At 64.2% G+C, this 22341-nt stretch carries 25 protein-coding genes; 12 read left to right on the top strand and 13 right to left on the bottom strand.

Going from position 1 to position 22341, the window contains the following annotated elements:
• Window positions 1–2: 2 nt before the first annotated feature.
• The 3 genes from ABEA18_RS16370 (at window position 3) to ABEA18_RS16360 (ending at window position 4022) form a co-directional block, all read left to right on the top strand.
• Window positions 3–2054 carry a bifunctional aldolase/short-chain dehydrogenase gene (locus ABEA18_RS16370; protein WP_345450776.1) on the top strand — a complete coding sequence of 684 codons (2052 nt, stop codon included), beginning with the start codon at window positions 3–5 and terminating at the stop codon, window positions 2052–2054.
• Window positions 2051–3526 (top strand): rhamnulokinase, encoded by a 1476-nt coding sequence (locus tag ABEA18_RS16365; RefSeq protein ID WP_345450774.1) that lies wholly within the window; start codon window positions 2051–2053, stop codon window positions 3524–3526. Before ABEA18_RS16370 ends, ABEA18_RS16365 begins: the two co-directional genes overlap by 4 nt.
• An 82-nt stretch (window positions 3527–3608) precedes the next feature.
• Window positions 3609–4022 carry a hypothetical protein gene (locus tag ABEA18_RS16360; RefSeq protein WP_345450772.1) on the top strand — a complete coding sequence of 138 codons (414 nt, stop codon included), beginning with the start codon at window positions 3609–3611 and terminating at the stop codon, window positions 4020–4022.
• 9 nt (window positions 4023–4031) lie between these two features.
• On the opposite strand, the gene ABEA18_RS16355 is transcribed toward ABEA18_RS16360, so the two are convergent.
• Window positions 4032–4259 (bottom strand): hypothetical protein, encoded by a 228-nt coding sequence (locus tag ABEA18_RS16355; RefSeq protein ID WP_345450770.1) that lies wholly within the window; start codon window positions 4257–4259, stop codon window positions 4032–4034.
• Window positions 4260–4381: 122 nt separating this feature from the next.
• On the opposite strand from ABEA18_RS16355, the gene ABEA18_RS16350 reads away from it, so the two are divergent.
• The gene (locus tag ABEA18_RS16350) at window positions 4382–5866 is read left to right on the top strand and encodes an MFS transporter (RefSeq protein WP_345450768.1); all 1485 of its coding nucleotides are present in this window, start codon (window positions 4382–4384) and stop codon (window positions 5864–5866) included.
• A gap of 19 nt (window positions 5867–5885) precedes the next feature.
• Here the strand turns inward: ABEA18_RS16350 and ABEA18_RS16345 are convergent, their stop codons facing one another.
• The 3 genes from ABEA18_RS16345 to ABEA18_RS16335 all read right to left on the bottom strand — a co-directional run bounded on the left by ABEA18_RS16345 (window position 5886) and on the right by ABEA18_RS16335 (window position 8311).
• Window positions 5886–6338 carry an Hsp20/alpha crystallin family protein gene (locus ABEA18_RS16345; RefSeq protein WP_345450766.1) on the bottom strand — a complete coding sequence of 151 codons (453 nt, stop codon included), beginning with the start codon at window positions 6336–6338 and terminating at the stop codon, window positions 5886–5888.
• Window positions 6339–6729: 391 nt separating this feature from the next.
• Window positions 6730–7413 carry a hypothetical protein gene (locus ABEA18_RS16340; RefSeq protein ID WP_345450764.1) on the bottom strand — a complete coding sequence of 228 codons (684 nt, stop codon included), beginning with the start codon at window positions 7411–7413 and terminating at the stop codon, window positions 6730–6732.
• A 46-nt stretch (window positions 7414–7459) separates the two neighbouring features.
• A complete protein-coding gene (locus ABEA18_RS16335; RefSeq protein ID WP_345450762.1) occupies window positions 7460–8311 on the bottom strand; it encodes an alpha/beta hydrolase in 852 nt (283 codons plus the stop codon).
• Window positions 8312–8485: 174 nt separating this feature from the next.
• On the opposite strand from ABEA18_RS16335, the gene ABEA18_RS16330 reads away from it, so the two are divergent.
• From ABEA18_RS16330 to ABEA18_RS16310, 5 genes are all read left to right on the top strand, one after another.
• Window positions 8486–8878, top strand: coding sequence for a nuclear transport factor 2 family protein (locus ABEA18_RS16330; RefSeq protein WP_345450760.1), 393 nt, complete (start codon window positions 8486–8488; stop codon window positions 8876–8878).
• A gap of 102 nt (window positions 8879–8980) precedes the next feature.
• On the top strand, window positions 8981–9277 hold the full coding sequence (locus tag ABEA18_RS16325; protein WP_345450759.1) for a hypothetical protein: 297 nt from the start codon (window positions 8981–8983) through the stop codon (window positions 9275–9277).
• A gap of 75 nt (window positions 9278–9352) precedes the next feature.
• On the top strand, window positions 9353–9700 hold the full coding sequence (locus tag ABEA18_RS16320; protein WP_345450758.1) for a VOC family protein: 348 nt from the start codon (window positions 9353–9355) through the stop codon (window positions 9698–9700).
• Between the two features lie 52 nt (window positions 9701–9752).
• On the top strand, window positions 9753–10760 hold the full coding sequence (locus tag ABEA18_RS16315) for an isopenicillin N synthase family dioxygenase (RefSeq protein ID WP_345450757.1): 1008 nt from the start codon (window positions 9753–9755) through the stop codon (window positions 10758–10760).
• A 31-nt stretch (window positions 10761–10791) separates the two neighbouring features.
• Entirely contained in the window at window positions 10792–11103 is a 312-nt protein-coding gene (locus tag ABEA18_RS16310; protein ID WP_345450756.1) for a hypothetical protein, read from the top strand.
• Between the two features lie 2 nt (window positions 11104–11105).
• Here the strand turns inward: ABEA18_RS16310 and fdxA are convergent, their stop codons facing one another.
• The 8 genes from fdxA to ABEA18_RS16270 form a co-directional block, all read right to left on the bottom strand.
• A complete protein-coding gene (gene fdxA, locus ABEA18_RS16305; protein ID WP_345450754.1) occupies window positions 11106–11423 on the bottom strand; it encodes a ferredoxin in 318 nt (105 codons plus the stop codon).
• A 6-nt stretch (window positions 11424–11429) separates the two neighbouring features.
• Window positions 11430–12905, bottom strand: a complete 1476-nt coding sequence (locus ABEA18_RS16300; RefSeq protein WP_345450752.1) for an aldehyde dehydrogenase family protein — start codon at window positions 12903–12905, stop codon at window positions 11430–11432.
• Window positions 12906–12967: 62 nt separating this feature from the next.
• Window positions 12968–13753 carry an SDR family oxidoreductase gene (locus tag ABEA18_RS16295; RefSeq protein WP_345450750.1) on the bottom strand — a complete coding sequence of 262 codons (786 nt, stop codon included), beginning with the start codon at window positions 13751–13753 and terminating at the stop codon, window positions 12968–12970.
• On the bottom strand, window positions 13753–14685 hold the full coding sequence (locus ABEA18_RS16290) for a dihydrodipicolinate synthase family protein (RefSeq protein WP_345450748.1): 933 nt from the start codon (window positions 14683–14685) through the stop codon (window positions 13753–13755). Before ABEA18_RS16290 ends, ABEA18_RS16295 begins: the two co-directional genes overlap by 1 nt.
• Before the next feature lie 57 nt (window positions 14686–14742).
• Complete coding sequence (locus ABEA18_RS16285) at window positions 14743–15555, bottom strand: enoyl-CoA hydratase-related protein (RefSeq protein WP_345450746.1); 813 nt, start codon at window positions 15553–15555, stop codon at window positions 14743–14745.
• Entirely contained in the window at window positions 15552–16811 is a 1260-nt protein-coding gene (locus tag ABEA18_RS16280) for a CaiB/BaiF CoA transferase family protein (protein ID WP_345450744.1), read from the bottom strand. The genes ABEA18_RS16285 and ABEA18_RS16280 overlap by 4 nt, the downstream gene beginning before the upstream one ends.
• Complete coding sequence (locus ABEA18_RS16275) at window positions 16808–18190, bottom strand: FAD-dependent oxidoreductase (protein ID WP_345450743.1); 1383 nt, start codon at window positions 18188–18190, stop codon at window positions 16808–16810. Before ABEA18_RS16275 ends, ABEA18_RS16280 begins: the two co-directional genes overlap by 4 nt.
• 228 nt (window positions 18191–18418) lie before the next feature.
• A complete protein-coding gene (locus ABEA18_RS16270; protein ID WP_236810629.1) occupies window positions 18419–19027 on the bottom strand; it encodes a helix-turn-helix domain-containing protein in 609 nt (202 codons plus the stop codon).
• A 551-nt stretch (window positions 19028–19578) separates the two neighbouring features.
• Here ABEA18_RS16270 and ABEA18_RS16265 point away from each other — a divergent pair.
• Window positions 19579–20883 carry an MFS transporter gene (locus ABEA18_RS16265; protein WP_345450737.1) on the top strand — a complete coding sequence of 435 codons (1305 nt, stop codon included), beginning with the start codon at window positions 19579–19581 and terminating at the stop codon, window positions 20881–20883.
• Between the two features lie 4 nt (window positions 20884–20887).
• On the top strand, window positions 20888–21340 hold the full coding sequence (locus tag ABEA18_RS16260; protein ID WP_345450735.1) for a cytidine/deoxycytidylate deaminase family protein: 453 nt from the start codon (window positions 20888–20890) through the stop codon (window positions 21338–21340).
• A gap of 69 nt (window positions 21341–21409) precedes the next feature.
• Here the strand turns inward: ABEA18_RS16260 and ABEA18_RS16255 are convergent, their stop codons facing one another.
• Window positions 21410–21751 (bottom strand): YegP family protein, encoded by a 342-nt coding sequence (locus ABEA18_RS16255; RefSeq protein WP_345450733.1) that lies wholly within the window; start codon window positions 21749–21751, stop codon window positions 21410–21412.
• 225 nt (window positions 21752–21976) lie between these two features.
• Between ABEA18_RS16255 and ABEA18_RS16250 the strand changes: the two genes are divergently transcribed.
• Window positions 21977–22234: a DUF6458 family protein gene (locus ABEA18_RS16250; RefSeq protein WP_078107972.1), complete on the top strand. Its 258-nt coding sequence runs from the start codon at window positions 21977–21979 to the stop codon at window positions 22232–22234.
• Window positions 22235–22341: the final 107 nt, after the last annotated feature.

Raw genomic sequence — 22341 nt, 5'->3', positions numbered from 1 at the left:
GCATGAACACGCAGAACACAACAAACAAGACAGTTGAAGAACTGATCACCCGTTCCAACCGCCTGGGCGCGGACAAGCGGAACACCAATTTCGCCGGCGGAAACACCTCCGCCAAGGGCACGGAGACGGACCCGGTCACCGGGGAGGACGTCGAACTGTTGTGGGTCAAGGGTTCCGGCGGGGACCTGGGAACCCTGAAGGCCGAAAACCTGGCGGTTTTGCGGCTGGACCGGCTGCAGGCACTCAAGGCCGTTTACCCCGGCGTCGAGCGCGAAGACGAAATGGTGGCCGCCTTCGATTACTGCCTGTTCGGCAAGGGCGGCGCCGCGCCGTCGATCGATACCGCGATGCACGGGCTCGTGGACGCCGCGCACGTGGACCACCTGCACCCGGACTCCGGCATCGCGATTGCGACGGCGGTGGACGGCGAAGCGCTGACCTCCAAGGTCTTCGGCGAGAAGGTCGTGTGGGTTCCCTGGCGCCGCCCGGGCTTCCAGCTGGGACTGGACATTGCCGCGATCAAGGAAGCCAACCCGCAGGCCATCGGCACCATCCTGGGCGGCCACGGCATCACCGCCTGGGGCGCCACGAGCGAGGAAGCCGAAGCCAACTCCCTCTGGATCATCGAGCAGGCCGAACGCTACATCGCGGAGAACGGCAAAGCCGAGCCTTTCGGCGCCAAGCTTCCCGGCTACGCCGCACTCCCGGAAGCCGAGCGTCGTGCCAAAGCGGCAGCGCTGGCTCCCGCCATCCGCGGCCTCGCCTCGGCCGACAAGCCGCAGGTGGGCCACTTCAGCGACGATCCGCGTGTCCTGGAGTTCCTCGAAGGCGACGGGCATCCCCGCCTGGGCGCGCTGGGCACCTCCTGCCCGGACCACTTCCTGCGCACCAAGGTCAAGCCTCTCGTCCTGGACCTGCCCGCCGACGCCGGCATCGAGGAAAGCGTCGCACGCCTCAAGGAACTGCACGCCGCGTACCGCGAGGATTACCAGGCCTACTACGACCGCCATGCCCAGGAAGACAGCCCCGCCCTGCGCGGCGCGGACCCGGCCATCGTCCTGGTCCCGGGCGTCGGGATGTTCTCCTATGGCAAGGACAAGCAGACCGCACGGGTCGCCGGAGAGTTCTACCTCAACGCGATCAACGTCATGCGCGGCGCCGAGGCCATCTCCTCCTACGCCCCGATCGAGGAATCCGAGAAGTTCCGGATCGAATACTGGGCCCTGGAGGAAGCCAAGCTCGCCCGGATGCCCAAGCCCAAGTCCCACGCCACGCGCATCGCTTTGGTGACCGGCGCGGCGTCGGGCATCGGCAAGGCTATCGCCACCCGCCTCGCCGCGGAAGGAGCCTGCGTGGTCATCGCGGACCTCAACCTGGACAACGCCCATGCCGTCGCCGCCGAACTCGGCGGGGCTGACGTCGCCATCGGCGTGCAGGCAGACGTCACCGACGAAGCCCAGATCGCCGCCGCCATCCAGGAAGCCGTCCTGGCGTTCGGCGGGCTGGACCTGGTGGTGAACAACGCGGGCCTGTCCATCTCCAAGCCGCTCCTGGAAACCACGGAGAAGGATTGGGACCTGCAGCACAACGTCATGGCCAAGGGCTCGTTCCTGGTCTCCAAGGCCGCGGCGAAGGTCATGATCGAGCAGGGCATGGGCGGGGACATCGTCTACATCTCCTCGAAGAACTCGGTGTTCGCCGGCCCGAACAACATCGCCTACTCCGCCACCAAGGCGGACCAGGCCCACCAGGTCCGCCTGCTTGCGGCTGAACTGGGCGAGTACGGCGTCCGCGTCAACGGCATCAACCCCGACGGCGTGGTCCGCGGTTCCGGGATCTTCGCCGGCGGCTGGGGCGCCAAGCGCGCCGCCGTCTACGGAGTCGAGGAGCAGGAACTGGGCAAGTACTACGCCCAGCGCACCCTGCTCAAGCGCGAAGTCCTGCCCGAGCACGTGGCCAACGCGGCCGCCGTGCTCACCAGCAACGAACTCTCGCACACCACGGGCCTGCACATCCCGGTGGACGCGGGCGTCGCCGCAGCCTTCCTGCGATGAGCAGGAAGGAAACTGCCGGCGGCGTTTTCGCCGCGGTCGATATCGGAGCGTCCTCGGGCCGCGTCATGCTCGGCCGTGTCACCGACGGCCCTGCGTCCGGAAAAGCGGTCTCGCTCGAAACAGTGCACCGTTTCCCCAACGGCGTCGTAGAGCTCGACGGCGGACTCCACTGGGACTTCGACGCCCTGCTCGAGGAGGTGCTCACGGGACTTGCGGCGGCCGCCGAAACGGCCGCCGCAAGCGGGGAACGGATCGCCAGTATCGGCATCGACACGTGGGCCGTCGACTACGGACTCGTGGATGCCGCCGGTGCCCTGCGTATCCAGCCGTTCAGCTACCGCGACGAGCGCGGCCGAACGGCCGTCGCGGACGTCCACAAGGTACTGGACCCGGCGCGGCTCTATGCCACCACCGGGCTGCAGTTCCTGCAGTTCAATACGCTCTACCAGCTCGCCACCGAGCGTGAACTGCGCGGCGTCCAGGCGCTGCTCATCCCGGACTTGATCGCTTTCAGGCTGACGGGGCAACGCCGTACCGAGGCCACGAATGCCTCCACCACCGGGCTTTTTCACGCCGTCACGGGGGAGTGGTCCACAGAATTCTTCAGGGCACTCGGCCTGCCCAAGAACCTTTTCCCGGCCATCATCCAGCCAGGCGAGACCATAGGCACGCTGCTACCGGAAGTCGCAGCCCGGACGGGCCTCGAAGCGGAGACTGCCGTGGTTGCCGTGGGATCGCACGACACCGCCTCGGCAGTGGCCGCCGTTCCCGCGCAGCAGGAAGACTTCGCCTACATTTCCTCCGGCACCTGGTCCCTCGTGGGCGTGGAATTGGACAGCCCGGTCCTGGATGAAGCAAGCCGATTGGCCAACTTCACCAATGAGCGGGGCGTCGACGGCACCATGAGGTACCTGCGCAACGTGGGCGGCCTGTGGTTGCTCAGCGAATGCCAACGCACCTGGGCCGACGAAGGGCATCGGGAGGAACTGGCCGCGCTCCTGGAGTCCGCGGCGGCACTTCCCGCCGGCGGCCCGCAGATCAACGCAGACGATCCGGCGTTCATCGCCCCGGACAACATGCCCGAGCGCATCAGATGCGCGGTTCGCTCCGGCGGTGCCGTCCTCCCGGACCGGCCGGCCGCCGTCGTGCGCTGCATCCTTGACAGCCTCGCCGCCGCCTACGCGAGGACCCTGGCACGCGCCGAAGGACTGTCCGGCAAGCAGACGTCCGTGGTCCACGTCGTGGGCGGGGGCTCGCAGAACAGGCTGCTGTGCCAACTCACCGCCGACGCCACCGGCAAGACGGTTGTGGCCGGTCCCGTGGAAGCCACGGCGCTCGGAAACGTCCTGGTTCAGGCCCGGGCCGCAGAAGCCGTTACAGGGGGCCTGCCCGAACTCCGGGCACTCGTGAGGGCCAGCGTCCAGCTTGAAAGCTACGAGCCGGGCGTGGTACTTCACAGTCCGCAGGGCTGACGCCCTGTTGCCCCGCAAAGCCCGTCGATAAACTTAAGGGGCGCCGAAGAGACGCAAGGTTGGTTGCGGGAAAGGCAAGATCATGACCGACAGCAGCAGCGGCGTCGAAGAACCCGTCGAAGAACCCACTGACGAAGAGAAGAGCGGAACTCCCGAGGAACCGGAACTTCGGGGTCGGTACGTCGAGGGCGACTATGGCAAGACGGGAACGGAGCCCGGCCGGCACTCCAACGACGTAGAAGGCCAATACAGCGAAGGCGACTACGGCGTGGCCGGCAGTCAAGGCGGCTTGCCCGAACCCTTGGGTAAGAAAGCCAAAGAATCCGGGCGCTACGCAAAAGCTGACCTCGGCGACGCGGGAGCGGTTCCGGGACGCACAGCGGAATCGGAAATCGGACAGTACGCCGAGGGGGACTACGGCGCGGACGGGGCAGTGGGACCGCTACGTGAGGCAGCAATTCCATCGGCGCCAGCGGATGACGACCGCGACGAATGAGCGGGTCGGTCACTTCGGCCGGACCGTGCCCCCTTCGGCCTTGGCCAGGATGAAGCTCAGATCCTCGGGAGAGAGGCTGACTTGGCTGTGCCGGTCGGCATCCGGAGTGATGCCGGTTTCCTTATGGATTATTTCCGCGATGGTTCGCGGCAAGACCACGCATCCGGGGTTGTCGGTTAGCCAATGCTGCGTCTCGGGGCTGAGCATGTCCCAGTGGTCCCTGATGTTCATCTCCATGGATGGCGCCTTACTGAGTGGGTGCAGGGATAGATGGTGTGTGCGAAGAATATGCCGGCCGAGGCCGGTGCCGGAAACGTAATCAGGATACGCCGCGGCATAGGGGAAAGACAGGCCCGCACATGGCAACTCAAAGCGACGGCGTAGGCTTTCGTTCCGAACGGGGCCCGATACTCATAGCCCTGATGCTCTCGAGCGGCCTTGTCGCGATCGATGCAACCATCGTGGCGACCGCTGTGCCTTCGATCGTTCATGAAATCGGCGGGTTCGCCTCGTTCCCTTGGCTCTTCTCCGCCTACCTGCTCGCACAGGCCGTCTCGGTCCCGGTCTACGCGAAACTCTCCGACATGGCGGGTCGGAAGCCGATCATTCTCACTGGTATCGGACTCTTCCTTCTCGGATCCATCCTTTGCGGGCTTGCGTGGAGCATGCCTGCGCTCATCGCCTTCCGCGTGGTGCAGGGACTGGGTGCCGGCGCGGTCCTGCCTGTGGCCATTACCATCGCCGGCGATATCTACACCCTCGCCGAGCGCGCGAAGGTGCAAGGCTACCTCGCCAGCGTGTGGGCAACATCGTCTGTTGTGGGCCCAACTCTGGGCGGGGTGTTCGCTTCGCTTGGAGTCTGGCGCGGAATCTTCCTCGTCAACATTCCGCTGTGCATCGTAGCTGCGTGGATGCTGGTTCAAAGGTTCCAGGAGAACATCGAACGGGTAAAGCACCGCGTCGATTATCTTGGAGCCGCCCTTCTGACGGTCACGTTGACCTTGAGCATCCTCGGTGCCTTGGAAGGCGGCCAGGCATGGGCCTGGGACTCTCCGATCAGCATCGCAGTATTCGCCATTGGCGCAGTTTTGCTTGTTGCCTTCGTCCTGGTCGAGCGACGGGCAGCTGAACCTGTCCTTCCGCCGTGGGTCGTTTCGAGGCGTCTTCTCGCCACGACCGCACTGATCTCTTTTGGAGCCGGAGCAGTCGTACTTGGCCTCACCTCGTACGTTCCGACCTTCCTCCAAGGGGCGCTTTCGGTGTCGCCATTGGCTGCGGGCCTGTCCCTGGCGGCCCTGACGATCGGCTGGCCGATCAGCGCTTCGCAGTCGGGCCGCCTCTACCTTCGGATCGGCTTTCGGGCAACAGCCTTGGTCGGAATCATCGTTACCCTTATCGGCTCGGCGGCCCTCGCCGTGACGGCCTACACACCGAACATCGTGCTCGTCGCAGGCAGTTGCTTCGTTGCAGGGCTAGGACTTGGGCTTCTGGCAACCCCGAGCCTGATCGCGGCCCAGTCCAGTGTCGAATGGCACGAACGAGGAGTGGTGACGGGCACCAACCTCTTCGCGCGATCCATTGGCAGTTCGCTTGGAGTAGCCGTTTTCGGTGCCGTGGCAAATGCGATCTATGCCGGCAGCCCCGGTGGCGCTAAGAATCCGCAATCGGTGGTATTCGCTTCTGCGGCGGTATTTCTCGCGGTGCTCGTGAGTGCCGCGCTCACCGTCGTCGCTGTCCTCGCGATGCCCGTCACGCCCCTTGAGGCTAGTGCTCCGCAGGGCAAGCGGCCAGCCCCGCGGCTCCAAAAAGTGCGGCGACCAAACGGACGGGACGGAGGCCCTTAGGCTCGCGTCCTCGCTCGGGCTAGTTGCTCAGGTCCTCCGGAGACTGATTGGCCTCGCGGCCACCCGTCCGGACCACTCGGATTTTCGTGGTCTGCGGCTCTGACTGTTCGGGGAGCTGGATACGGATTTCGAGGACGCCGTCCTCGTACGTGGCGACGATGCCGTCCTGGCTCACTCCGCGGGGCAGCGGAATGCTGCGGGTTCGTTCGCCGTAGCGGAGCTCGGTGCGGTAGCCCTTCTTGTCCACGTGTTCGGCATCCTCTTCGCGCCTCGCCTCGATATGCAGGGTGTCGTCGGCAATGCTGATGTCGACGTCGGTCTCGGGGTCGATTCCGGGCAAATCCACTCTGACGACGAGCGTGTCCCCCTCTTGGTATTGCTCGATGCGGAGCGAAGGGTCGGATTCTCCTTGAAGGAAGCGTCGGAGCGGCTCCGGTACTCCGAGTCCGCCGCGTCCGAATAGGTTGTCCATGATGACCTCCTGGTAGGTCCGGCTGCGGGTCAAGTTAGACGTGCCGGGATGAGAAGAAAGCTACGCCTAGCATGGTCCCGTGGATAGCCCTTGGTCTCAGGGGAGATGGGTAGCCACTACCGAATATCGCACTCTTGACGGCAGTTGCGCCGGGCCGGAGACTGAGCGTAGGAGGCGTGCCGTGGGCAATTTACCGTGGATATTGGTGCTGCTCATCCCGGCACTGGGCTTCTTCCTCTTTCTGATCTACGCAAATATTCGCTTGTCAGCCAGGCGGAAAGCGCTTGGGTTGCCCCCGCTGGGACTGACTCCACATCGTTTCAAGACCCGGCATCGGAAGCATCACAGGTACGTGATCATTCGTCGTGTCAGACACTGAGATCGGTTCCTGTCAGCTCTGATGGAAGTCCGGAGCCTTTGGTGCGTCGAGCATTCCCTCGATCTTCTCTTCCAAGGCCGCGATTGTCGCTTCGGGCAGGACAATCAGCCCATCCAATTCGCGTCGGGCGCGCTTGTACGCGGTCTGCCGCTCTGCCGGCGTCGCCGCACTGTCAGAAGCGATCCTGAGCAGCTTCCTGGCCGTCGCCAGCCGCTGGCGCTCGGGCCCGGTGAAGTTGCCGTCCTTGATGCGTTTGGCTTCCCGCTCTGCCACGCCGAACGCCAGTTCGAAGCTGCGGACGGCCGTGCGATATTCGGCCAGCCGGGCCGCCGTCGTGATTTCTCCCGGAGTTGCCGGGCGCAAGCCGTCAGCCTCCCGTTTGGCCCGAAGAAACGCCACGGTGAGCGGTTCGCGGACATCCGACATGACCGGAAAATCGATGAGTTTTCCGACGTCGAGTTCGTATTCGAGCCATCGCCGGTTCACAGCGTCATGGGCCTCTTGCAGCCGGAGGACCTCGGCCTGGCTGGCTTGCTCCGCTTCTGCCACGCGGTTCTTGAGCTGATAGAGCTCCACCCGACGGCGGTGCCGCCGTTCGCTGGCCCTTGACCAGGACCGCGCCCAACCGCCGGCCAATCCGCTTAGCGGAAAGACCAGCCACCAGTAGTGGCTGACAAATTCGAGGAAGGGATTCACGGCTTCATCGTCCCACCGGCCCGGATGTGTCTCAAGAGTGCAGGGCCTAGCCGACTTTCCGGAGCCAGTCCGTCAGGAGAGGCAAGACGACGGAGCTACGCATCGCTCCGATGTGGTCGAGGCCCGCAAGCACTTGGACATCCCACCCGGAATCAATGAGTTCTTGCTTGTGTGTCGTCAGGGGCTCGCCGATCTTTACGTGAACGTTGCCCCATGCCCGGCCGTAATCGATCAGATCGTCCGATCCTGCGAAGGCAAGACGGGGCAAACCCGGCTGGACTTCGGCGGCGGAATCGTCGAAGTCTTGAAGGGCCTCGTAGAGGGTGACGAATTGTCGGGTTTGTGCTTTGTTCGTTTGAACGGGCACCGAATCCCAGTCTCCAGGCTCAACGTCGGCGGTCGGTGAAGGAACGACGTCGGCAGATTGTGTGGACATAGAATGTGCTGCTCGCGTGACCGCCAACATGCTCCCGTAAGGTCCATCGAGGGGTGGGAAGCCGCCCATCACCAGCGCCCAGAGCCGGTCAGTGCGGATTGCGAGTTGCAAGCCGCAAAGTGCCAGCCAGGAGTAGCCGTAATAGGCGAAGCTGCCGGCATCAGCGGCATCGGCGATGGCAAGGAGATCAGCCGTGACATTCCGTGGAGTAAGGGTGTCCGGCGCGGGGTGGGCCATCCGGTGGCTTTCATAATCGGCGACTATGACGCGGTGGGATCGCGCGAGTCCGTTCACCAGATTGGGTCCCAGATCCGGATCAGCGCCCCACCGGCGCATCGTTTCGGCTTCCTCCGGCGGATAAGGGGCGAAACGGGCCGGAACCATCAGGGCGCGTCCGTTTCCGTGGATGGTGATGGGAATCGTCGTGCCGTCATGAAGAACGGCTTCAGCGGTATCAATCACGGCTTACCCTCCGTCTAGGTGCGGCCCCTTGTGGTCAAGCTTGCCACCGAATTGCCGGCGGCGGGCGGTCGCGTGGTCACCCAACTGAAGGCTTCCCCATCGACAGGCACCGTGCCCGGGAATAGCCTTAAGCCGTCCCATTGACCGACGAGGATGACGGAGAGGTATCCGAACATGGGAGCTACAGAAAACGCCGAATTGGTCCGGCGGGGATACGAGGCCTTTAATTCAGGTGATCTGGCGGCACTCAGCGAACTGTTCGCGGAGGACGCAGTCTGGTACGCAGCAGGAAACGGCGTGCTGTCCGGGACGAAACAAGGACGAGACGCCATCCTGGCCTATTTCGGCGAGCTGGGAGCGCGTTCCCAAGGTACCTTCCAAGCGGCGGTCCAAGACATCGTCGGTGGGGAAAACCACACCATCGGGCTCCAGCAAAGCCGCGCGGAAAGCGACGGAAAGACCCTGGACATTGCAACCGCAATCTCCTTCGTTCTCCGTGACGGAAAGGTTGTGGAGGGCCGGGAGTTCTTCGAGGACACAGCCAAGGCAGACGAATTCTGGACCTGAATATCGAATTCGGATCCCGGCCCTGAAAACTCATTGACATCCCGGGTGGCGGGGTCTATTGCTTGGCATGTCCATACCCGTCCACACCAGCAAGGAGCAGAGATGGAAGCCGCACCCTACGGAGTCGTGCACTTCTTCCCAGGAGGCACGCAGGACCAATACGAGGCGTCAATTGCCGCTGTCCACCCCGGAGAGGGGCTACTGCCGGATGGTCAGACTTTCCATGCCGCAGGCCCATCGGCCGGTGGCTGGACCATCATGGCTGTCCATGAATCGAAAGAAAGTTGGGAGAAATTCCGAGACGGCATTCTCATGCCCCGCATGCAGGCGGGCATCGAGGGCGGATTCGAGTCGCCCCCGGAAGAGACCGTCGTCGATCTCTACAAGGTCATGCCCTAACTATTCGAAAAGGCCGCCCCCAGGTCTCGCGGGCGGCCTCCGTCCATTCGCGGTGGAAGCGGAAAGGAAACGGTCATGGCCTCCGTAGTGAACTACTTCGAAGTCGGTTCGCCAGATCCCGAGAGTGCGCGGACCTTCTACGGCTCGCTTTTCGACTGGACTTTCGGTGAGTCCTCGCCTGCCAGCTACCAGATGGTGAATGGCGACAAGGGAGGGTTGTGGGATACGTCCTCGCTCGAGGGAACGTCGTGGGCGATCTTCTACGTGCAAGTCGACGATGTGAAAGCCGCGATCGCGAGGGCCGAGTCTCTCGGTGCGAGCGTAGCCATCCCGTTCGTCGACAACGGCGCCATCGAGTTCGCGCACCTCCTGGACCCGCACGGCAACCGTTTCGGTGTGTGGCGTCCCAAGCAGCCGAACTGAAGCGAAGGGATCATCCGCGCGATTGCGCACTCGATGAAAAGGATGAAGTGCTTTGACTCTCGATGCATTGCCCGTGATCGATTTCTCCCGCCTGAATGCGGGCCTTGAAGAAGCCTCCAGATTCCGTGACGAACTGCGCAATGCCATGCATGAGGTTGGATTCCTCTACCTGGCCGGCCACGGCATCCCGCAGGAGTTGACGGACGCCATTCTCGACGTGTCGCGCCGCTTTTTCGAGCTGCCGGAAGAAGAAAAACTCGCGATTGAGAACGTCCACAGCCCCCAATTCCGCGGCTACACCCGCGTTGGCGGCGAGCTCACGGACGGCGGGATCGACTGGCGCGAGCAGATCGATATCGGCGTCGAACGTGACCCTGTTGAGCCGGGCCCTGGCGTCGCCGAATATTGGCGCCTGGAGGGGCCCAATCTGTGGCCGGATGCGTTGCCGGAAATGCGGGAGATTGTCTCGGAATGGACCGAACGGCTGAGCACCATCTCACTTGCGTTGCTGCGGGCCCTGGCAGTTTCCCTTGGAGCGCCCGAGGACACTTTTGATGCGGCATTCGCCGCGCGCGCTTTCCCTGTCCTTAAGATTGTGAGATATCCGGGGGAGTCGAACCCGGAACCCAAGCAGGGCGTGGGGGCCCACCGTGACGGGGGAGTGCTCACGCTTCTCCTGGTTGAGCCCGGGAAGGGCGGGCTCCAAGTCGAGTACCAGGGAAAGTGGATCGACGCGCCACAAGTGCCGGGGACTTTCGTGGTCAATATCGGCGAAATGCTGGAACTGGCCACCAACGGCTACCTCAAAGCGACCCTGCACCGGGTCATCTCACCCCTTCGCGGCACGGACCGGATTTCGCTTCCGTTCTTCTACAACCCCGCACTGGACGCGACTATGCCGCAGCTTGCCGTGAGCCCGGAGTTCCAGGCAAAAGCCCGCGGCTTGTCGGTTGACCCGACTAACAGTCCGATTCTGGAAACCTACGGGGACAACGCCCTCCGCTACCGTCTTCGGGCCCACCCGAACGTCGTCGCAGAGCATCACGCCGACCTGCTGTGAGCCTGGCCGTGCGGTGCCGGATAATGGGGTCATGGATTTCGAATTGCTCACCATCCAGGACTGTCCCCATGGCACCGCGGCCCGGGAACTGTTCCGCCGGGCCGTTGAACTGGAAGGAAACGACCCGGCTTTGATTGCGGCCAGGGAGATCACGAGCGACGAAGAGGCCGAAACGTCCGGGTTCCACGGATCCCCGACATTCACGGTGAACGGAATTGACCTCTTCCCGTCTGCAGCAGAGCCAGCCATGACATGTCGCGTCTACCGCACGGCCGGGGGCCTCTCCGGCCTGCCTAGCCTGGAGTCGCTTCGACAGGCGATCCAGGCCAGGCTGGCCGCTTAACATCAGCCCGGAACGGGCGCAGCTGCAACCACCGGGTGGTCCCGGCCGAGGTTCCCCAACGCCGATGCTCCTTGCGGGGCTCCGAGTTCCTCGAAGAACTCGACGTTGGCCCGGACATAATCTGCCCACTCATCCGGAACGTCGTCCGAGTAGTAGATCGCCTCGACCGGGCACACGGGATCGCAGGCGCCGCAGTCCACACATTCGGACGGATGGATGTAGAGCGAGCGTTCGCCTTCGTAGATGCAGTCCACCGGGCATTCATCGATGCAGGCTTTGTCCTTGACGTCCACGCAGGGCTGTGCGATCACGTAGGTCATGACGCGCTACACACCCGTGTAAACGGTCTTGCCCCAAGTAAAGAAGTCCAGTGCGGACTTGCCCTGCTCGCGGAAGGTGTTCGTGGAGGAGTCCTTCACGCCACCGAACGGCACGTTCAAGTCCAGGCCGGCCGTGGGACGGTTGACCTTGATCACTCCGGCCTGCGCCCGCACGGCGAAGTCCGTGGCCAGGGCCAAAGAATCGGTGCAGATGCCTGCGGTGAGGCCGTAGCGGGAGTCGTTGATCGCGGCCAAGCCAGCCTCGTAATCGGGGACCTCCACGACTGCGACCACCGGACCGAAGATTTCCTCCGTCACGGCGGCATCGTCAAGGGCAATGTCGGTGAGGACAGCGGCTGGGAAGAGCAGCGCGCCGGAGGGGTCGCCGTCGTACTCTCCGTGAAGGAGGGTGGCGCCGCGTTCGACGGCGGTGCGCACCGCGGCCTGGTCCTGTTCGAACTGCTGGCTGCTCACCACAGCGCCCATCTTGGCACCGTCGAGCCCGTCACCGGCGGTGTAGTTGGCCGCCTCGGCGATGAGGGCTTCGAGGAACGCGTCACGGATGCCGGGGGTGACGTAGACCCGCGACGTTGCCGTGCATGCCTGGCCCGTGAGTCCGAAGGCGCCGGCTGCGACTACCGCTGCGGCCTTCCGCGGATCGGCATCGTCGAGGACCAGAACGCCGTTTTTGCCGCCCATTTCGAGCTGGACGCGGGCGCGGCGGGCATTCAGGATTTCCTGGAGTCCGAGCCCCACTTTGGTGGAGCCGGTGAAGGACAGCCCTGCGATGCGGGGATCGCGCGCCAAGGCGTCTCCGACCACGCGGCCCTTGCCGTGGACCACGTTGAATACTCCGGCGGGAAGCCCGGCGTCCTGCAGGGCGCGGGCAAGGTGCGTCGCCGAGAGCGGGGTGAGTTCGGCCGGCTTGATGACCACGGCGTTGCCGCTGATGAGTGCGGGGGCGGCCTTCCATGCCGGGATGGCGATGGGGAAGTTCCAGGGGGTGATGAGCCCGACGACGCCGAGCGGCTCGCGCCGGGTGGTGATGGTGGTGTCCGGGATGCCGCTGGGAAGCACTTCGCCGGTGGCGGCCCAGCCGAGGGAGCCGAAAAAGCGCAGGACGTCCGAGGCGCGTTTGACCTCGCCCTTGGCTTCGGCGAGGGTTTTGCCTTCCTCGCGGACAAGGTCCTCGGCGATCGCGCTTTGGCGCTCGAGGAGCAGGTTGCCGGCGGCCATGAGAATGGCGCCGCGGGCAGGGGCGGGCAGGGCTGCCCAAGCCGGCTGGGCGGCGGCAGCGGCGGTGATGGCCGCGTCGACGTCATCGGCTGTGCTTCGCGGGGAGAGGGCAGCAAGTTCCTCCGGGCGGGCCGGGTTGATTCGCTGGATTTCGGGGTCTCCGATCCATTCGCCGTTGATCAGGTGCTGCGCTGCGGCAACATCCTTGCGGGTAGACGTTGCGGATTCGGTGGCGGTGGAAGTCATGGTAATCCTTTGGCTTAGCGGTTGGGATTGGGCATTAGGGCTATTCGGGCGGAGATCGGCGCCTAGAGGCTCCGGATAAGGCCTCCGTCACAGCGAAGCGCGACGCCGGTGATGTAGGAAGCCGGGGCACTGCAGAGGAACGCACCGGCGGCACCGAACTCCTCCGGCTCGCCGTACCGTCGGGCTGGGATGGTCTTGCGGGATTCGAGTTGGATCTCCTCAGGCGTGGTGCCGCGGCGTTTGGCCGCCGCCCGGTCCAGTTCGGCGACGCGATCGGTGGCGATACGTCCGGGCAAGATCATGTTGACCGTGACGGCGTCGAGGGCCACTTCCGCCGCAAGTGTCTTGAGGTACCCAGCCAATGCTGCGCGGCCCGTGTTGGAGACGGCGAGGTTGGGCAGGGGTGCCACAATTCCGCTGGATCCGATGGCCAGGATCCGTCCCCAGCGCCGCTCCCGCATCCCCGGAAGGATCTTCGAGACAAGGGCGTGGTGCGGCTTCACGAGCAACTCGAACGCCGCCGAGATGTCGTCGGCACCAAGGCTCGCGGCTGCCCCGGGCTTGGGGCCGGGGCCGTTGAGGACGAGGATGTCGATGGGACCGAGCAGTTCCACGGCGCGTTCGACGGCGGCGGTCACTCCGTCCGCGGTACTGAGGTCCGCTTCAACAGCCACGGCGCTGTAGCCGTCTGCTTGCAGCTCCGCCGCGATCTTCTCGGCCAGCTCGCCGCGGCGGCCGGTGATGGCAACCCGGACGCCTTCGGCCGCGAGGCCGCGGGCGACAGCCAGCCCCAGCCCTCCCGTGGAGGCGGCGACGAATGCGGTCTTTCCACTGATTCCGAAGTCCATCAGAGCCTTCCTGCTGTGTGGGCGGTGGGGGCGAGCGAGAGATCCAAAGCGCGGGCCGCTTCAGCCAGATGCGTCAGCATTCCGTTCCTGAGGACCTCCGGGAAAGGAGCCGCGGGCGGCCGGACGCCGGAGTCCTTGATGAGGCCCCGCTCACGGAAGCACTCCTTCCGGACGGACAAGGCGATCCGGGCCTGCTGCTCGAAGTTGATGAGCGGCAAGTACGGGAGCAGCGCGTCCCGGGCGGCATGGTAGCCGCCCGATTGCCACGCGCGGACGCAGGCCACGAGGGCTTCCGGGTAGGAAAACCCCGTCATGGCCCCGGCAGCGCCGGCCACCAGCTCGTCGAGGAGCCCCTGACCGCCCAGCCCACCGAACACGGAGACCTCGACGGCGGCCGCCAGTTGGGCGATGGCCACACTGGTGGGCGGGGCCTCAGCCTTGACTGCGATAACGAACTTACACGCCTGGACCACGTTAATGAGCGCTTCCGTGCTGATGCTGACGCCGCTGGCCACCGGGTAGTCCTGCAGGACAACTTTGGCGCCGGTGGATTGGTGGATGGCGTTCAGGTGCGCGATGACCACCTCCGGCCGTGCCGAATTTGCCTGCACCATGACTGCCGCGATCCGGTCTCCCGCCACGGCCTGGGCAGCGCGGATTTCTTCGACAGCCGTGCCCGTGAAGAGCGAGGTCACACCGACCACGACAGGCAATCGGGTTTCTTCGACGACAACTTCCAGCGCGAGGCTGCGCTCCGCTGCGGTCAGGGCGGCGGCCTCGCCGAAGACACCCAGGACAGTCAGCCCTGTGGCGCCGATGGATTCATAGTGCTCCACCAACTGGGCGAGGCTGTCGGTGTCCAGATCGAGGGTGCTGCCCTGGAATGGCGTGGCAACGACGCCCCACACTCCGGGTGCTAGTGCTTCCCGCATTGGATTGTCCTTCCGTGCGTGCTGAAGTTCCGTGTCGTGCATCTGTTCGTGCTGCATTCAGCGGCCCGGCCACACAGGCGGGCGCTTTTCCTGGAAGGCGCTTACGCCTTCGGCGGAGTCTTCGCTGTCGAGGGCGGCCATGAGGGCCGGCAGCCTGAGGCCGCGGGCTTCCGCGGCGCTCAAGTGGCTCGTCCTGCTGACCATTTGCTTGACGGCCCGGACGGAGCTCGGCGCGCAGGCGAGGATCTGGTCCACCCAGCGCTGCACCGCGGCGTCGAGCTCCTCTGCGGGAACCACTTCGTTGACCAGGCCCATCGATTGCATTTCCGCAGCCTCGGCCTTGCGGCCAGTGAGGAGCATGCCCATCGCTTGGGTGTAGGGGACGCGGCGCACCAGCTGGTGGATGCCGCCGTCGAGCGCTAGGCGCCCGACCCGCGGTTCGGTGAGGCCGAAGCGGGCCGTGTCCGCGGCGACGACGATGTCGGCTCCGAGTACGATCTCCATGCCGCCGCCAAGCGCATAGCCGTTCACTCGGGCAATGACCGGAATGTCCAGGCTCGTGCGCAGGCTCAGTCCGCCGAACCCGTTGGGGTCAAGCTCCGCCCAGTACTGCAGGCCGGTCTTGTCCACGGCGGAGGCGGACATGTCCGCACCGACGCAGAACGCCCGCGTGCCGGCACCGGTGATGACGACGGCGCGCACGTCAGGATCGGCTTCGATCTGGTTCCAGATGTCATTGAGCCGGGCCTGTGCAGTCCCGTCCACCGCGTTGAGCACGTGCTGGCGGTCGATCACCACAGTGGCCACGTGGTTCTCGAAGGTCAGCGTGACCTGGTCCACGATTGCCTTCTCTTCTATCGAAGCAGTCACCGGAGAACTCCCAATTTCTGCAGGCGCTCGATGGTTTCAGCGTCGAAGCCGTTCTCCAGGAGGACCTCGACGTTGTGCTCGCCGAGCCGCGGCGCCACGCGACGGATGGAAGGCGGGGTAGCAGACAAGCGAATGGGAGCGTTGAGCATCTTCACGGTGCCGACGCCCGGGTGCTCGGCCTCGACGATCATGCCGTTGGCCTCGGTCTGCGCATCGGCCAAGGCCTGTTCCAGGGTGTGGACGGGGGCGTTGAGCAGTCCTTGGCTTTCCAGCTGGTTGGTCCAATACTCGGTGGTGTTCGTCGCGATGCGCTCCCGGAAAATCGTCTGCAGGGCCGGCTTGTGCTTGAACTGCTGCTCCAGGTTGGCGAACTCCGGCCGCTGGGTGAGGTCTTCCTCCAGGCCCAGCGCTTCGGAAATCCGCGCGAGTGGATCGGGGGTGAAACCGCCCACCATGCAAACGGCGCCGTCGGTGGTTTCAAAGACGCCGCTCAGCGGCATGGCGCCCCAATTGACTTCGTAGCCGCGGTTGAGCTGCATGCATGCCTCCTGCATCTGCAAGTGCAGCATGGAGTCGTACATGGTCACCTCGACCTTTTGCCCGACGCCGGACGTTTCCCGGGTGCGCAACGCCAGCAGGATGCCCTGCATGAGGTGCATGCCGGTGATGTAGTCGCACAGCGTGGTGGGGTAGATGGCCGGCTTCATGTCGTCGGACTCGCGCCGCCACATCACGCCCGAGTAGGCCTGTGCGATCGCATCCTGACCCCCCTTGTGGGAGTACGGCCCAACCGGGCCGAAGCCCGTGCCGGAGGCCCAGATGATGCCCGGGTTCGCGGCTTTCAGTTCCTCATAGCCGAAGCCCATCCGCTCCATCACGCCGGAACGGAAGTTGCTGACGACGACGTCGGCATCGGCCATGACCCGGTGGAGGACGGCCTTGCCCTCGTCGGTGCGGGTGTCCACGGAAACGCTTCGCTTGTTCCGGTTGATGGACAGGAAGATCGGGTTGTCCTGGCCGTCCTTGTCCGGGAACGAATTGCGCGAGATGTCGCCGGCGCCCGGACGTTCCACCTTGATGATGTCCGCGCCGTAGTCGCCCAGCAGCTGGGTGCAGGACGGCCCCATGAATACCTGGGTGAAGTCCACGATCTTGATTCCGTCGAGGGGGAGCGGGATGCTGTTGGGCTTGGCAGCGCCGGCGGGCGCCGCCGTCGTGGTTTCCTCAAACTGGTCGAGCAGGGTGTCGGTACTCATGCCCCCACCACGGCTTCACTATCGACGGTAGCGTTCGACGACGGGATGTCGCCCGGGTCCGCACCGTGCCGGCGCATGCCCTGCTGGATGTCCAGCGCGGAGACGTCGCGGACGAGGGTGCCGTTTTCGACCGCCAGCGCCGCGGCGACGCCGACTCCCTGGCCCATGGCCATGCAGGGCGGGATCTCGCGGGACATCTTCTGCGCTTCCGGGGTGGCCGAGTAGTGGCGGCCAGCGACGAGCAGCTGGTCCACTTCCTTGGGAAGCAGCGAGCGGTACGGGTAGTAGTAATCGCGGCCGCGGGCCACGGTGTCCGCGAAGTGGCGGCGGGAGGTGACGTCGTCTTTCGTCATGACGTATTCGCCTTCGAGCAGGCGGGTTTGCCTTACGCCCATTTGGGAGGCGACGTCGAGCATGTAGCAGTTCTCAAAGCCCGGCAGGTGGGCGCGGACGTACTCAACGGCCTCGGTGATCCGGTCCCGTGCGGCGAACTCGGCGGCGGTCATGTCCGCCGGGTCGACGCCGTCGTATCCGGTCATGTGGGGAGCGTTGCACCAGACGACGCCGTCGATCGGTGTCTTGAGCCACCACAGTTCCCAGGCGCCGCCGAGGAGGCGTTTGATGGTGCGGTTGATGGCGCGGGCTTCCTTCGGGTTGGCCTGCTCGAAAGCCTCTGCGGCAGCGGTGTCAACGTTGCCCAGACGGAAAACGAGCGTGGTGAGGTAGCTGTCCTTGATGTGGCTGGCGCCGGCACGGGAGGCGACGTCGATGTCTCCGGTCGTGTCGATGACGATGTCCGCCATGAACGCCTGCGGGCCGGACTTGGTCTCGCAAATGACGCCCTTGATGACGCCGTTGTCCACGATCGGGCGGGAGAACCAGGAGTGCAGGCGGAGGTTGACTCCGGCTTCGCGGACGAGGTCGTTGGAGACACGCTTCCAGCCGTCGGGGTCGAAGGCAGCGGCGTAGCAAATCGGCTTGGGGTTGGTGTGGGAGTGGAAGTCGAAGGTGCCGTAGCGGCCCCACTTGTTCCAGAGTTCCTCGGAGGTCTTGCGGTCATCGGCGGGCGGGACAACCGCGAGGCCGAGCTTCTGCAGCCGTTCGACGTACTCCGAAACGATGCCGGTGACCGTGATTTCCTGGCCGTTGATCATGTCGTCGAGCACCAGGACCATGCCTCCGGAGGCGAGTCCGCCGAGCGAGGAGTAGCGCTCCAGGAGCGTGACGGATGCGCCGGAACGTGCTGCGGTGACCGCGGCGGCCACGCCGGCGGGCCCACCGCCGACCACGAGGACAGCGGAGCGGGAGATGACGGGCGCGGTGAGATCCGCCGTCGTCGTACTGAGTTCCAGTGACGATGTGCTGGCAAAGGAGTTCATGGAGGAGGATCCTTACTTCCCGGCGGGCATGCCGTTGGAACGGTTGCCGGGGTGTAGACGAGGTGCCCGGGAGGAGTTCGCGGCGATGCACGCAACGAACCAGGCCCGGGCGGAGGGCATGACGAGTAGAGGTCCCGCGGGACCTGGACACGGAAATAGAGATGTTTGCGAACGGACGTCCAAGGGTCCGTGCGTGTATGGGAGCAGGCGGCGGCTAGCGCCGGGTGATCACCAGACGTGAGGGGCGTTGACCCATATTGCTACGCATACCTCTTCGTAGCTGTTTTTGTACCAGTGAGGCGTATCCGACGAGAAAGTGATCGAATCGCCCGCCTCAAGCGTGTAGCACTGGCCGTCCAGGAAGATGTCTTTCCTTCCCGAGAGGATGATGCCGAATTCCTCGCCGCTGTGGCGGAAAGGAGTGGCGCTGGTGTCGTGGCCTGGCGGGCTCACGATCCATTGGGCCTCCAAGGCGCCGTTGAGGTCCGGGGTCAGGAGCTCGTAAACGGCCTCTCCCACGGACTTCTTGGTGACGCCTTTGAGGTTTCGCCGTTCGGCCTTGCGGACTACCGGCGATCTGGTCTCTTCCTGGCCGATGAAGAATTTCCCGACGGGAATGTCCAGGCCGTGAGCCAGCTGTGCCAAAGTGGTGAATGATGGATTGGCCAGCCCACGTTCGATCTGGCTGACGATCGCCGGGCTGAGACCGGTGATTTCCGAGAGTTTGGACAGGGTCATCCCCTTGTCCTTGCGCATCGTGCGGACCTTGTTGCCGACAGTTGCCAGAAGCGCGCTCGTGCCGGCCGGTGAGGATGCCGTGATGATCTCGTTGGTCATGATCCAGCTTTCTCTCGGTGAGCTGTCTCACATAACTATAGTGAAAAATTTTAGCGAATCAATGGTTTGGTGAAATTTTTCTTCTCCGCCGGGTTGAGCGGCGTCCTCGCGGCGGCGGACTCTCCAATGCTGGCGGCGCGGCACGGGCTATTTATCAAAAAGCATTGACCTGGTGAATATCTTCAATATAGTTAAGTGAGTCGCATCACGTGGGGAAGTTTGCAACACGATCAGAGACGTGGGCGCTTCAGTCTTCTGGCGGAAGGCCCAGCCCAGCCCCACGTCCACCCTCGTGTTTCCCTACTGATCCTGCGGCATCCAAGCAAGCCATCCACGCTCCCTGTTAACGGACTGGATGTCCCCGTTTGCTTCAAAGCGCTACGAAGAGGCACGCGTAGCTATCTGGGCTAACTCGCTTCCCATGAGGTGAGCTGGTTCGGCCCCGCCGAACCAAGCCAAAATGATAGTTTCGATCACCGTCCATACCCCCTGGATGTCAACGGTGATCCGTACCCTCACGCACCGCGAAGGTGCGGAGGAAGGAAAGAATCATGACTGACACTGTCGTCAAGAATGGCCCGGAGAGCGCCCGGAAATCCCGGCTCTCTCCGGAAATCCGCCGTGGGCTGCTGGGCCTCGGACTCGGGAACACCCTTGAATGGTATGACTGGATGGTCTTCGGACTCCTGTCGGCCTTCATCGGGCCAAAGTTCTTCCCCTCGCAGGACCCCACCGCCGCAACGCTTAACGCCTTGGCGGTCTTCGCCGTCGGCTTCGCGTTCCGTCCGCTGGGCGGTGTCCTGCTCGGTACCTTCGCCGACAGAATCGGCCGTCGAAAAGTGATGCTCTGGTCCATCATGATGATGGCGATCACCACGCTGATCATCGCCCTGTGCCCGACTTACCAGCAGATCGGCGGCGCTGCCGGCGTCATCCTCCTGGTCTGCCGCATCGTGCAGGGCATCTCCACCGGTGTCGAAGCTCCGCTTTCCACCGCGCACGCCGTCGAACTTGTTCCCGTGGGACGCGAAGGGTTCGTCGCAGGCATCATCTCCTTCTTCGTCAACTCCGGCATTCTCCTCGCCTCGCTGGTCAGCTACCTGTGCAGCCTGATGTTGAGCGGGGCCGTCATGGCCGACTGGGGTTGGCGTGTTCCCTTCATCGTGGGCGCAATCTTCGGCTTCATCGTGGTCTACCTTCGCCGGACCCTTCCGGAAACCATGCGGCCCGAGGAGCTTGCGGAGAACTCATCGAAAGCTGTTTGGGGCGGTGTGCGCAAGCATTGGCTAAGCGTGCTGGCCATTACCTTCGTCGTTGGAGCGGCGCAAGCCTACAACTACGCCTGGAATACGGGACTGCCCACCGCGGCCCGGAGCGGCTTCAAGGAAGACGCCACGGCTGTCTTCGCCCTCACCACCATTCTTGGCGTGGTGCTGGTAGTCGGCAGCCTGGTGGTCGGCAAGTTCGCCGATGGCAAGTCGATTTCCAAGTGGTTCCTGATCACCCGCGCGCTGTCCATTCCTTCGGTCTTCCTGATGCTCATGTACGTCCGTCCGGGCATCGGCGGATTCGCCGCGGTCCTCCTCGGCGGCTCGGTTGTTCTGGTCCTGAACATGACCCTTTACAACGTCGTCACGAGTTCCCTGATGCCCAAGTCCTGCCGCGGCGCCGGAACTTCCCTCGGTTACGGAATTGGCGTCGCCATCTTCGGCGGCACGGCTTCTTACCTCCTGGTCTGGCTCCAGTCCATGAATGCATCGTGGATCTTCCCGGTTTACGTCGCCGTCCTGTCCGTGTTGAGCATTGTGTTCTACGTGCTCGCCCGGCGGAAGAACGGCATCTTCATTGGAAGCTAGGAATGTGATCTCGTTCGACCTCAGCCAGTCCGATGTGGAGCTCTACACCGCGGCACGTCAGCTGCTTCTCACCGCCCACCATGGCGAGAACCATCGGGTGGCCGCGGCCATGCGGGGCGAGTCAGGGGCGATTTACCTGGGCCTTCACATCGGCTCGAAACGAATCAACGTGTGTGCCGAATCCAGCGCCCTCGCCAATGCCCGCATTGCGCAGGAAGCCTCCATCCGGTCATCTGTCGCAGTCAGCATGGACGAATACGGCGAACCCCAGGTCACCAATCCTTGCGGCGTTTGCCGGGAGCTGCTGCGGAACTATGGGGCCGAGGCAACTGTCCTGGTTGATGCCGGGGGAGAGGTTGGAAGCGTCGGCTTGGAAGAACTCCTGCCGTACCCCTGGATGCGGGCCACCGAGACCGAATGGACCACCCAGCCGCCGGAAGCAATGAAGCCGTACTAACGGAAATGGAAATGGCCGGGACTCATGAGTCCCGGCCATTTCTGCAGTTCTGTGCTATTTGACCGGGTGCTATTTGACCAGGTTCAGCCAACGCTTGGACGTCAGCGCTTTGTGGGTGCGTCTACGGACGATAGAGGTTCGGCCCAGCCAATTCCGGACCCGGGGCTGCCCCTCTGCGGCCGCGGCGGGGGAAGAGACTTCCGGCGCTGCCCCTGATGCGGCCGGCTGGCTCGGACACAGGTCCGTGATCAGTCCCATTCCCGCACATGCCCGCACTTCGCGGATTCCCACCACTGCGGCGCGCTTGGTCTCAAAATCCTTCGAGACCGCCATGACGGTGCCGTCCGCTGCCTTCAGCCGGAACCTGTAGCGTTCCCGCGCATCGACAAACAGTTCAAACTTCCCAGCCATTCGCTGACCTCCCCAATAGACACATATGGTCGCCCTCTAATGGACGCTACCCGGCGGTCACCAAAAAACAAAGCACCCTTAGTGTTTTAAGCGATATGCCGCTCGGATGCCGGATCCGCGGCGCGTGGTTGCCGGATGAGGTGCTGACGTGTAGTTTTGGCGATGCAAAGTAACCTTAGTAATACCCGCCACCGCCGGGTCCGCGGTTCAGCAGGAGGTACAGCAGTGGGAATCGGATCATCCATCTTCCTAATAGCGATAGGCGCCATCTTGGCATTCGCCATCCCCGGAGACGTCGTGTCTTTCATCGACCTCCATATGGTCGGCTACATCCTCATGGTCGTCGGCGTCATCGGCTTGATCGTTTCCCTTTTCGTGTTCGGCCCGCGCCGGACCCGCCGAATCAGCGAAAGCCGCGCCACGGTTGACCCGGTCACGGGGGACCGCATCGTGACCCGGGACACCCGCGACGGCGGAATCTAGCAACAGCAGGAACGAAGGGGAGGGTCGGCGTGCCGACCCTCCCCTTTTCGATGAACCCGGATGGTAGTCAAACGGGTCGTTGCCGTCCGGCCCGCCGTTGCCCGCAG

It is taken from the genome of Arthrobacter gyeryongensis (assembly GCF_039543785.1).
Lineage (GTDB): Bacteria > Actinomycetota > Actinomycetes > Actinomycetales > Micrococcaceae > Arthrobacter > Arthrobacter gyeryongensis.
This window is presented reverse-complemented; position numbering and strand designations above follow the sequence as displayed.